Source organism: Acinetobacter sp. ANC 3903, from assembly GCF_002135315.1.
GTDB lineage: Bacteria > Pseudomonadota > Gammaproteobacteria > Pseudomonadales > Moraxellaceae > Acinetobacter.
On the sequence record NZ_NEGA01000010.1, the window covers coordinates 1 to 11,781 of the forward strand.

Genomic DNA, 11,781 nt, shown 5'->3' on the forward strand with positions numbered 1-11,781 from the left:
ACTCTCAATATCAGATGAATATCACTTAAAGCAGCGTAATAAAATAGAGACTTTATTCAGCCTGTTAAAAGGGAAATATCATTTGGTGACGAGTAAAGCGAGAAGCATTGAAGGGTACTTAGCTGGAATTTATGCATCTTTATGTGCTTACCAGTTATGCCATCAAAACAAGCCAGCTATTCGAGTAATGGAATTATCGGCTTAAGCAGGATTCAGGTTAAATAAACCATGAAAATGTAATATATCATACATTTTACAGCTTTTCAGATCCTTCAATTCTAAATTTTACTCGAATAACAGCATGTTATTCAAAGTAAAAATGTTTCGAATTTGAAATAAGAGTAAAATATGTAAACTTTATTTAATTTATGTAGTTGAAATAATAATTTGTATTCTTCACTCATTTTTTAATGCTATTAATTATTGACCAGATAATGAGCAGAATTGAAAATGTATACCCCTAGTTCCTATTATCCAGATGAAAGATATTATTCAAAAAATTTATTACAACTTGTTACTTCTTATTTAAACGCAGATAAAAAAATTTGCTTATTTCTGGATATTGATGGCACGCTCTCAGAATTTCATGCTGATCCTTCCCGAAGTTTCATCCCTAAAACCACATTAAAAACATTGCAGCAAATCAATAATTTTAGTGTTGCCGTTAGCTTTGTTACGGGACGTTCCGTACAGATTGCTGAACGACTGATTGCCCCGCTTGAAATGCCGATTGCCGGAACGCACGGTCTAGAAATTAAAATAAATCATGAGGTGCAATTTAATATTGCAGCTGAAGAATTTGATTTATCACTCATTCAGCAAGAGATCCAGCAACTTTGCTGCCCTTACCCGCAGCTGCTCATTGAAAATAAGACCTATTCCGTTGCCCTTCATTATCGGCAATGTCCGGAATTGGCTGATATTGCCCGACAAATTGCTGAAGATGTACAGCACAGGCATGCGGGACTGAAAATTAATGAAGGCAAGTTTGTATTTGAACTGCTTCCGTTACAGGCCGATAAAGGCAAAGCCATTGAAAAAATATTAAAACATTTAAATTTCAGTGATGTTTTGCCTATCTTTATTGGTGATGACAGAACCGATGAATCTGGCTTCAAAGTCATCAATCACTATAACGGTATCAGTATAAAAGTTGGCCCAGAATCAACTCACGCTCACTACCGACTGAAGAATGTCTCTGATGTCGCCAATTTTCTCAATCTATTTTCACAATTTTTAAAAGCACGTTTTTTGGGACTGTCTCAAGTATCAAATGGAGAAAAAGCATGTCTAAATTAATCGTATTATCAAATCGTGTAAGTTTACCTAACCCCGATAAAGTAACGGCTGGCGGGCTGGCGGTGGCTTTACAAGATGCACTGACTGATATTGGCGGAGTCTGGTTAGGCTGGAACGGTGAAAAAATTGAAAATCATCAACAGCCCTATTTTAATCAAACCGAACATAAAGGGGTTGAATACGTTACTTGCCCTTTAACTGAGGAACAGTACCAAAATTATTATTGTGGCTTTGCAAATAATACTTTATGGCCAGCCATGCATGATCGAGCAGATTTAATTGAATATCATCCTCAGCAATATAAGACCTATCAACAGGTGAACCGTCTATTTGCCCAACAGCTCAAGAAAATTGCTCAGCCCGACGATATCATCTGGGTGCATGATTACCATTTTTTTAGCGTGGCCCGTTACTGTCGTGAACTCGGCATGAATAATAGAATGGGGTTCTTCTTGCATATTCCCTTCGCCGGCATAAAAATCTGGAATTTAATTCCTACTGTACATTCATTGATTCAAGACCTTTGCCAATATGATGTGGTGGGTTTGCAAACTGAACATGACCAAAAGAAATGTATGCAAGTATGTAGTTATTACCTGGCTACAAAACCTGTTCATAGCCAAATGTTGAACTGTAATCATCATCCGGTGACGGTGAAATGTTATCCCATTGGGGTTAACCCGGAACTGATACAAAAAGTCGCGCAACAAAAAGATGAAAATGCTTCTGCGGTATTTGAATTCGACAGTTTAGCTGATCAACAGACCATTATCAGTGTCGATCGCATTGATTATTCCAAAGGATTAATCGAACGGTTTAATGCCTTGGAAACATTTTTACAGAACAATCCTGAATATCATAAACATCTGACCGACATACAAATTGCCTGTCCCTGCCGGATGGAGATCGCAGCGTATAAAGATTTATTTGAGCATCTGCAATCCAAGGTCGATTTGATTAATCAGGAATTTTCCCAAGATGACTGGTTGCCGATTAACTGTACCCATGACACCATTTCACATGACCAATTAATGAAAATTTACCGGCAGGCCAATATTTGCTGGGTCAATTCATTACGCGATGGGATGAACCTGGTGGCCAAAGAATTTATCGCGGCACAAAATCCTGAAAATCCTGGTGTACTGATTCTTTCAAAATATACCGGTGCAGCAGCGCAAATGTCTGAAGCGTTAATTGTCGATCCTGAAAGTTGTAGCAGTATGATTCAGGCGCTAAAAAAAGCCTTAACCATGGCAAAATCAGAACGGTTAGAGCGTTATCAACAATTAATGAATGGGTTAAAACTTTTTGATATCAATGACTGGCGTAATGCATTTTTAGCCGATCTGAAAGGAGCTGATGAATTCAATATTCATCCATCACCCGCGAAAAAAACCTATCATAAAATTGTGAATTATTAAGTATTTAAAACAAGAATTTTATATTTTTTAGTGATAAAAAACGAGCATATCAACTCTTGAATATGCTCGTTCTATTTTAATAAATTAAATCAAGACACTAAGAAACTTTGACTTGAGTAAAACGGTTTAAAAAAGCAATTGTTAAAAGCAAAGTCGCAATAAACCCAAAGACGACAGACAAGCTCATCATTTCACTACTGATCCCGACCAAAGCAGGTCCCAATAAAGAGCCTGTATATGCCATGGTAGAAACACAGGACAATGCTGCTGCTTTAGACATGACATTTTGACGGCCCACACGTGAAAACATCACCGGAACAATGTTTGAACAGCCCAAGCCCAGTAAAGCATAGCCCAATAAAACCACAATCCAGTGAGGAGCAACCACCACCGTAAACAGTCCAAGCGCTGCACAAAGTGCACCGTAAATAATGATATTTTTTTCGCCCAACGCCTTGATTAAATAATGACCCGAAAAACGACCCAAAGTCATGGCGATTGCAAAGCAGGTATAAGCCAGCCCGGCAACTGTAGGTTTTACCCCATACTCACTGATTAAATAGATCCCACTCCAGTCCATAGCAGAACCTTCTGAAAGAAAGGCAATAAAACAAACCACACCCATCAAAATGATTAACGGACTGGGGAATTTTTTAGCTTTCTTTTCAACTTCAGTAGTATCGGTTTTTGGTTCTTTTTCAATGACCGATAAACTGTTAGGCACAGCCATGACACTCAAAATCACCAATAAAAGACAAATTGCCAAAGCACTCATCAACGGGCTCACACCTGATGCAAGTAAGGCAGTTACCGTCATTACCCCAGCCAGGCCACCTAGACTGCACATGCCATGAAACTGCGACATCATGCTTTTGGAACTGTTTTTTTCTACCATAACCGCTTGAAGATTAATAGCTACACCCAAGCTACCGGCTGCTGTACCAAACAGGAACAAAGCAATCGCCATGATTAATATACTGCTAGTCAAGGCAAAAGTAGGCAATACCATGAGCAATAATAAAACGGCTACCGAAATAATGGCACGACAACCCACTTTCTGAATCAATAAACCTGTTGCAGGCATAGCCAGCATAGAACCTGCACCGATACACAACAATAAAGTACCAAAATCGGCATGATTCAGGTGAAGTCGCTGCTGTGCAAAAGGAATAAGCGGTGCCCACGCTGCAGTACTTAGTCCTAAACTAAAGAAACTGAGCAAGGTGGATAGACGCTGTGCAGAGTGCTGAGTTGCATGATCCAGATGTGTTGTTTTAGATAAAAACATATGTGTGTGCCACCACAATAAATAAGCTGTTTGGCAGTCCCTTTCAGGATAATTCCCATAGAAAAAGCCCTGCACACTTATAGAAATTTCCTATAAATTCACAAGGGCTTTAATTTGGCGAAATTATACACAAAAAAACTGCAAATCAACCCTATTTTTTAGAAATTCTAAAAAATATTTTGTAACTGATACCAGAATATAATCAGCTTATATTGTTGAGCAATAAATAAACAAAAGAGTTCAAAACTCAATATTAAAAAATATTATAAAACAATAACTTATATATTAATATTTTATTCAGGTTATTATCTTTCTGAAATAATGCTTAAAAATTTTTCAGGGAGTTTGCACAGTTATTTCCATAAGAATCTTATCGTTATTATTTAGAAAAAAACTAACTTTAATGCGGTTATCTATCACTATTTTTTATATCTTTTTTATAAGAGATAAGACTTATTTTAAAATTATCTAAAGATTCATTATGTTAACTTTATGACATGTATATACTTCACTTTATGAAAACCAGTCAGCTCATTTTTTAACAAGTAAAAGCGTGGATTTTTATGAGTTGGCTAAACCTCACTACTTTTCCCTTGAAAAGTAGAATGATGATTCAATGAATTTGACTGTTCTATAATGAGAAAAGCCCAGTAGTTTTCACTACGGGGCTAAAATTTTTAAGTTGCTTCTTATCCATCAGTAGATTTTTAAATTTTATAGATTCATTTTTTTATGCTCTGCATGAGGCACATCGGTTTTACCGGTAAGACTACCTTTCATCACCTTAAACAGTTGGGTCATTTTATTATCTGTAACGTTCCAATACTCTGCGCTGACTGCTTCCGCAACCAGAATTCGTACACTCGGATCATCTCTTCCTTCAAACCAGTTTTCAGCCCATGCATTCCAAAGTTCATCGATCAGGGCCGAGTTTGTACTGATATGTGCATGCGCACTAATCGAAACATAAATACTGTCAGAAGGTTTGGCGAAGGATAGGCCAATCTGATTACGGCCAGATTCAATCGCATTGACCAGATCATTGGTATTTCTCAAGATAAAATAAAGATTTTGGCTTTCATTGATTTGCTCAGAGTTGAGCATGGTCATCGGTTGTGCATGGATTTCCTCAGATTCAGTGGTGTGACTGATCATGGAGAATCGTACATCCTTAATCAATTCCCATAATTTTTCACGATTTTGATTATCTGTCATAACTGTTCTCCTGAAGCTAAACCGAAATAAGAAAAAATGCTCTAATTTTGTGGATTAACTTATTTTCCAGATTAGTTTTAGTTATATTTTCCAGTTTGAATATCCCGCCTCACTGATCTTATACATTTGCACCATAAAAGCTGCTAGCAATACTCATAAGAAATAACGGAAATCAGCTGCTTTTTCCTGATTGAGTGAATGCTCTCTTTTTTGCAGTATTGAATAGCCGTGTTCCCAAAATCGATTAAAAATTCGTAAATAGTGAGCAGAAAAGGAATGCCGGCCATAAAAAAGCACTTGTGTCTAGTTTTAAGGCTAAAGACAAGTGCATAATGATTAAAATAAATGAATACTTATGAGGCGATATCCTGCAATTGCAGCTCTTGGCGCATCAACTCCTGTAACTTAAATTTTTGCGCTTTGCCTGACGCCGTCATCGGGAATTCATGAAAGAAACGTACATAACGTGGCACTTTATTGTGAGAAATATGCTCAGCACAATATTGACGAATTGCTTCTTCGGTACATGGATCATTTTCATGCAGAATGATGCAGGCACAAAGTTCTTCACCATAACGATGATCAGGCACACCAATCACCTGTACATCTGAAACTGCAGGATGGGTATAAAGGAAATCTTCAATTTCTTTCGGGAACAGGTTTTCACCACCACGAATTACCACATCCTTAATCCGACCCTTGATTTTGACAAAGCCATTATCGTCCATTTGTGCAATATCGCCAGTATGCATCCAGCGCGCAGCATCGATCACTTCCTGAGTTTTGTCCTGATCTTCCCAATAACCGAGCATCACGGAATAACCACGCACACAGAGTTCGCCCAATTGACCACGTGGAACCACTTTGCCATTTTCATCGACAATTTTGACTTCCAGATGCGGATGAACCCGGCCAACCGTACTGACACGTCGCTCGACACTGTCTTCAGTGGAGCTTTGTGCACTCACCGGCGCAGTTTCAGTCATACCATAACAGATGGTAATTTCAGTCATATGCATACGTTCAATCACACGCTGCATGATTTCCTGTGGACATGGGCTACCCGCCATAATGCCGGTACGCAAGCTGGACAGGTCGAATTCGTCAAATTGCTCATGTTCCAGCACGGCAATAAACATGGTTGGCACACCATAGGCCGCAGTACATTTTTCTTGCTGGATGGCTTTCAATGTTTCCAGCGGATTAAACACGGCTGAAGGATAAATCATGGCTGAACCATGGGTAATACAGGCCAGATTACCCATCACCATGCCAAAGCAGTGGAATAGCGGTACGGAAATACAGACCCGGTCTTGTGGCCCCAAATGAATGGCTTCACCGACAAAATAGCCATTATTCAGAATGTTATTGTGGGTCAGCATGGTGCCTTTCGGATTGCCTGTAGTCCCCGAAGTAAACTGGATATTAATGGTTTCATCGAACTGCAATTCACTCGACACTTGCTGTAAATTTTCCACGGCTTTTGCGCTCGGCTCAACCAGTAGGTCTTGAAAACGATGGATACCATTATGCTGCTGATCATCAATTTTAATCACATGCTTTAAATGCGGCAGACGCTCTGCTTTGAGTAATTTGCTTTCAGCCTGCTTTAGCTCAGGGGCAATTTTGGTCAGAATTTCCTGATAGTCCGTGGTTTTGAACTGCGCTGCAATCACCAGTCCCTTACAGGACACCTTGTTCAGGACATATTCCAGCTCATTGCTTTTATAGGCCGGATTCAGGTTGACCAGAATAATTCCTGCCTTGAACGCAGCAAACTGGGTAATGGTCCATTCCACACAGTTCGGCGACCAGATGGCCAGACGGTCACCTTTTTCCAGGCCCAGTTTCTGCAAACTGCAGGCAAAAGCATTCACTTGCTGTTGCAGCTGCTGATAGGTTAGACGCACATTCTGATGCAAGCTGACGATTGCATCAGAATGTGCATACTGTTCGCATGCCTGATCAAATTTTTCACCAATCGTCATCCCCAATAAGGGTTGACTGCTTGTTCCATAGGCATAGCTTAACCGTACTTGTGTCATTGAATCGATCTCCTTGATTCTTTGTAATTCTGATTTTCAACTTTACTAATTGTTTTATGACCACGACGACCTTGTCTATATGCCTGTTTTTGTGTGCTTATGCTGCTGAATTTCCCTCCTGTCGACGTACTGCGTTAACACAAAAATCGGCAATCTGTGTGACAAAGTGATCCTTATACTTCTGATCAAACATTACATTACGGGATGGATTCAAAGGTTCAATCACCACAAAGGTCATGGCACCCACCACGCCCAAAGCTACGGTATTTAAATCTTCAAATTCGAACTCTCCGTTCACCTTCCCTTCGGCCAGAATCTCCTTAATGCTTTGTTTGATCAGCTGTTTACTGCGAAAACGCTCATGTTCCATTTCCGGATCGACCGGCTCGAACATCAGTGAATACGCCAATTGGGGGCTGTTCATGGCACGCTTCACAAAAGTTGTAACAGATTTTTGCAATTTCAGTTTTGGCGACAAATCTGACCCGGCAATATGGTTCAAAATTCCTACTTCATGCTGAATCGCTGCCGATAAAACCTCAATCAAAATCTGGTTTTTGTTTTCGAAATATCGATATACCAGCCCTGTAGAAACGCCTGAACGTTCTGCAATCGCCTGAATCGATGCCTCCTTAAAGCCCCCTTGAGTAATCAGTTCACGAGCAGACTGTAAAATCGACAAGCGATTTTGTTCCATTCGTTCCTGCATCAGTGATGATCTTTTATAACTCATAAAATTATTCTCAACAAGATAAAATGAATTGTAAATCATTTTGTGAATATGGGTTCACTTTTTTAATTTTTCGTTGTATGTTAAAAAACAAGCACAACAAAAATGCTTTTTTGGACACAACAAATATAACCTCAGGATGGATGAAGAATGAATTTACAAAGCTTGGATTTCGGTTTGGATGAAACTCTTATTGCGCTTCGTGATTCAGTGGCCGCTTTTTGCGCCAAGGAAATTGCCCCTATTGCCCAACAGGTTGACCGTGACAATGAATTCCCTGCTCAGCTTTGGAAAAAATTTGGCGAGATGGGCCTGCTCGGCCTCACTGTGAGTGAAGAGTATGGCGGTTCGAATTTCGGTTATCTGGCACACATTATTGCCATGCAAGAGATTTCGCGTGCTTCAGCATCGATTGGTTTGTCCTATGGCGCACATTCTAACCTATGTGTGAATCAAATTAATCGAAATGGTAATGAAGAACAAAAGCAGCGTTATCTGCCAAAACTGATCTCGGGTGAATATGTCGGTGCGCTAGCGATGTCAGAACCAAATGCTGGCTCGGATGTCGTCAGCATGAAGCTTAAAGCTGAAGACAAAGGCGATCATTACCTGCTGAACGGTGCAAAAATGTGGATCACCAACGGTGGTGATGCCGATGTACTGGTGGTGTATGCCAAAACGGATTTGCAGGCTGGCGCCAAAGGCATGACGGCTTTCCTGGTGGAGAAAAATATGCCAGGTTTCAGTCATGGCACGCACCTAGACAAACTGGGCATGCGTGGTTCCAATACCTACCCCCTGTTTTTTGACAATGTTGAAGTACCAAAAGAAAACGTACTCGGTGGTGTCGGCAATGGTACCAAGGTGCTGATGAGTGGCCTGGACTATGAACGCGCAGTTCTAAGTGCGGGTCCACTGGGCATTATGGATGCCTGTATGGATACCGTCATTCCTTATATTCACGACCGTAAACAGTTTGGTCAGGCACTCGGTGAATTCCAGTTGATGCAGGGCAAAATTGCTGACATGTATTCCACCTGGCTGGCATGTAAAGCCCTGGTGTATGCAGTCGGTGCTGAATGTGACAAGGCAGATCATCGCCGTAGCCTGCGTAAAGATGCAGCCAGCGCCATTTTATATGCTGCTGAAAAAGCTACGTGGATGGCGGGTGAAACCATTCAGACCCTGGGGGGTAATGGTTATATCAACGAGTTTGCTGCCGGCCGTTTATGGCGCGATGCCAAACTGTATGAAATTGGTGCAGGCACATCGGAAATTCGCCGTATGCTGATTGGCCGCGAACTGTTTAATGAAACAGCCTAAACCTTAATAATCAGAATAAAACAAGGATGTTCGTCATGAATCAGTTACAGAGCAAGATCAATATTCGTAGTGAAGAATTTAAGACCAACCAGAATGCCATGCTGCAACTGGTGGATGACCTTAAACAGAAAGTTGAAAAAATTGCACTCGGCGGTGGAGAAACTGCCCGCCAGAAACATCTGGATCGCGGCAAACTGTTACCGCGTGAACGGATTAACCACCTGATTGATCCAGGGACTGCTTTTCTGGAAATTGGTCAACTGGCTGCCTATCAGGTTTATCAGGATGATGTACCTGCGGCTAGCGTTATTGCTGGTGTGGGTCAGGTCAAGGGTGTGACCTGCATGATTTTAGCCAATGATGCCACCGTTAAGGGCGGAACCTATTATCCCCTCACCGTTAAAAAGCATTTACGTGCGCAGGAAATTGCCGAACAGAACCATCTGCCATGTATTTATCTGGTCGATTCTGGCGGTGCTTACCTGCCTTTACAGGATGAAGTTTTCCCGGATCGCGACCACTTCGGCCGTATCTTCTACAATCAGGCACGTATGTCGAGCCAAGGCATTGCCCAGATTGCCGTGGTGATGGGTAGCTGTACTGCGGGTGGTGCTTATGTGCCTGCGATGTCGGATGAAACCATTATCGTGCGTAATCAGGGTACGATTTTCCTCGGTGGCCCTCCTCTGGTCAAAGCCGCAACCGGTGAAGTGGTTTCCAGTGAAGATCTGGGTGGCGGTGATGTACATACCCGCCTCTCAGGTGTAGCCGATCATCTGGCAGAAAATGATGAACATGCGATTGCGATTGCCCGCAATATTGTGGCCAATTTAAATAAAAAACTGAACAAGACCGCGGATGAAATCGAAGCACCGCGCTTTGACAGTTCAGAACTGTATGGCATTGTGCCAAGTGATGCCCGCAAGCCTTTTGATATACGTGAAGTGATTGCTCGTATTGTTGACGGCTCACGTTTTGACGAGTTCAAGGCGCGTTTTGGTACCACACTGGTGACCGGTTTTGCCAAAATCTATGGTATGCCGGTCGGGATTATTGCCAATAACGGGATTCTGTTTTCCGAGTCGGCACAAAAAGGTGCACATTTTATCGAACTGTGTACCCAGCGCAATATTCCGCTGATTTTCCTGCAAAACATTACCGGTTTTATGGTCGGTCGCCAGTATGAGAATGAAGGCATTGCCAAAAATGGTGCCAAGCTGGTGATGGCAGTAGCCACAGCCAATGTTCCGAAACTGACTTTGGTGATTGGCGGTTCTTTTGGTGCCGGTAACTACGGCATGTGTGGCCGTGCCTACTCTCCACGCTTTATGTGGACCTGGCCGAACTCGCGTATTTCGGTGATGGGTGGCGAACAGGCCTCCAGCGTATTGTCTACTTTAAAACGTGATCAAATTGAGCAAAAAGGTGGCAGCTGGTCGGCTGAAGAAGAAGACCAGTTTAAGCAGCCGATTCGTGATCAGTATGAGCGCCAAGGCCATCCTTATTATGCTTCAGCACGTTTATGGGATGACGGTGTGATTGATCCGGCGCAATCGCGTGAAGTATTGGGTCTGAGTTTGGCCGCAGCCCTGAATGCACCTATCCAGCCAACCAAATTCGGCGTGTTCCGCATGTAAGAGGTAACGAAAATGGATTATCAATTTTTACAGCTCGAACAGCAGAATCAGGTGGCAACGGTCTGGATCAATCGTGCTGAATTACACAATGCCTTTAATACTCAAGTGATTGAAGAGCTGCATGCCTGCTTCCAGTCTCTAAATGACCGTGATGATGTACGTGTGGTGATTCTGGCGGGTCGAGGCAAAAGCTTCTCCGCTGGTGCCGATCTGAACTGGATGAAACAGGCCGGTCAGGCATCACAAGCGGATAATGAAGCGGATGCCTTAAAACTGGCAAAAATGCTGCAAAGTCTGGCAACCTTGAAACAGCCCACCATTGCTCGTGTGCATGGCATTGCTTTTGGCGGTGGTATGGGTCTGGCATCGGCTTGTGATATTTGCATAGCCAGTACAGATGCAAAGTTTGCCACTTCTGAAGTACGTTTAGGTTTGGCTCCTTCGACCATCAGCCCGTATGTGATTCGCGCCATCGGTGCGCGTCAGGCTTCACGTTATTTCCTGACAGCCGAGCGAATTTCTGCGGAACAGGCCAAAACCATTGGACTGGCACATGAAGTCACCACACCAGAACAGCTCGACAGCAAAATTGATGAGATTGTTGAAGCCCTCTTACTCGGTGGCCCAGCAGCACAGAACGCATCAAAACAATTGATTCAACTGGTCGATCAGCAAGTCCTGACCGAAGACCTGCTGCTTAAAACAGCACAGCATATTGCCCATGTTCGCCAGGGAGATGAGGCGAAAAATGGACTGAATGCATTTTTAAACAAACAAAGCCCGGCCTGGATCAAGACCACGGCATAACAACAAGAAGGATCGT

The 11,781-nt window shown here is 42.2% G+C and carries 9 protein-coding genes and 1 pseudogene; 6 read left to right on the forward strand and 4 right to left on the reverse strand.

Features of this window, described 5'->3' with window-relative positions; all coding sequences use genetic code 11:
• From B9T29_RS09230 to B9T29_RS09240, 3 genes and pseudogenes are all read left to right on the forward strand, one after another.
• A pseudogene (locus tag B9T29_RS09230) lies at positions 1 to 205 on the forward strand (IS982 family transposase); the annotation flags it as partial.
• A 245-nt stretch (positions 206 to 450) separates the two neighbouring features.
• Positions 451 to 1,299 (forward strand): trehalose-phosphatase, encoded by an 849-nt coding sequence (gene otsB / locus B9T29_RS09235; protein ID WP_086175644.1) that lies wholly within the window; start codon positions 451 to 453, stop codon positions 1,297 to 1,299.
• The gene (locus B9T29_RS09240) at positions 1,287 to 2,720 is read left to right on the forward strand and encodes an alpha,alpha-trehalose-phosphate synthase (UDP-forming) (RefSeq protein WP_086175645.1); all 1,434 of its coding nucleotides are present in this window, start codon (positions 1,287 to 1,289) and stop codon (positions 2,718 to 2,720) included. The genes otsB and B9T29_RS09240 overlap by 13 nt, the downstream gene beginning before the upstream one ends.
• 97 nt (positions 2,721 to 2,817) lie before the next feature.
• On the opposite strand, the gene B9T29_RS09245 is transcribed toward B9T29_RS09240, so the two are convergent.
• The 4 genes from B9T29_RS09245 to B9T29_RS09260 form a co-directional block, all read right to left on the reverse strand.
• Complete coding sequence (locus B9T29_RS09245; protein ID WP_086175646.1) at positions 2,818 to 4,008, reverse strand: MFS transporter; 1,191 nt, start codon at positions 4,006 to 4,008, stop codon at positions 2,818 to 2,820.
• Between the two features lie 714 nt (positions 4,009 to 4,722).
• On the reverse strand, positions 4,723 to 5,223 hold the full coding sequence (locus B9T29_RS09250; RefSeq protein WP_086175647.1) for a pyridoxamine 5'-phosphate oxidase family protein: 501 nt from the start codon (positions 5,221 to 5,223) through the stop codon (positions 4,723 to 4,725).
• A 353-nt stretch (positions 5,224 to 5,576) separates the two neighbouring features.
• Positions 5,577 to 7,268 carry an AMP-binding protein gene (locus B9T29_RS09255; protein ID WP_086175648.1) on the reverse strand — a complete coding sequence of 564 codons (1,692 nt, stop codon included), beginning with the start codon at positions 7,266 to 7,268 and terminating at the stop codon, positions 5,577 to 5,579.
• Between the two features lie 97 nt (positions 7,269 to 7,365).
• Positions 7,366 to 8,001: a TetR/AcrR family transcriptional regulator gene (locus B9T29_RS09260; RefSeq protein ID WP_086175649.1), complete on the reverse strand. Its 636-nt coding sequence runs from the start codon at positions 7,999 to 8,001 to the stop codon at positions 7,366 to 7,368.
• Between the two features lie 147 nt (positions 8,002 to 8,148).
• Between B9T29_RS09260 and B9T29_RS09265 the strand changes: the two genes are divergently transcribed.
• From B9T29_RS09265 to B9T29_RS09275, 3 genes are read left to right on the forward strand one after another with little or no spacing between them, the layout of a single operon-like run.
• Entirely contained in the window at positions 8,149 to 9,321 is a 1,173-nt protein-coding gene (locus tag B9T29_RS09265; RefSeq protein ID WP_086175650.1) for an isovaleryl-CoA dehydrogenase, read from the forward strand.
• 35 nt (positions 9,322 to 9,356) lie between these two features.
• On the forward strand, positions 9,357 to 10,958 hold the full coding sequence (locus B9T29_RS09270; protein WP_086175651.1) for a carboxyl transferase domain-containing protein: 1,602 nt from the start codon (positions 9,357 to 9,359) through the stop codon (positions 10,956 to 10,958).
• Positions 10,959 to 10,970: 12 nt separating this feature from the next.
• On the forward strand, positions 10,971 to 11,765 hold the full coding sequence (locus B9T29_RS09275) for an enoyl-CoA hydratase/isomerase family protein (RefSeq protein ID WP_086175652.1): 795 nt from the start codon (positions 10,971 to 10,973) through the stop codon (positions 11,763 to 11,765).
• The last annotated feature ends 16 nt before the right edge of the window (positions 11,766 to 11,781 follow it).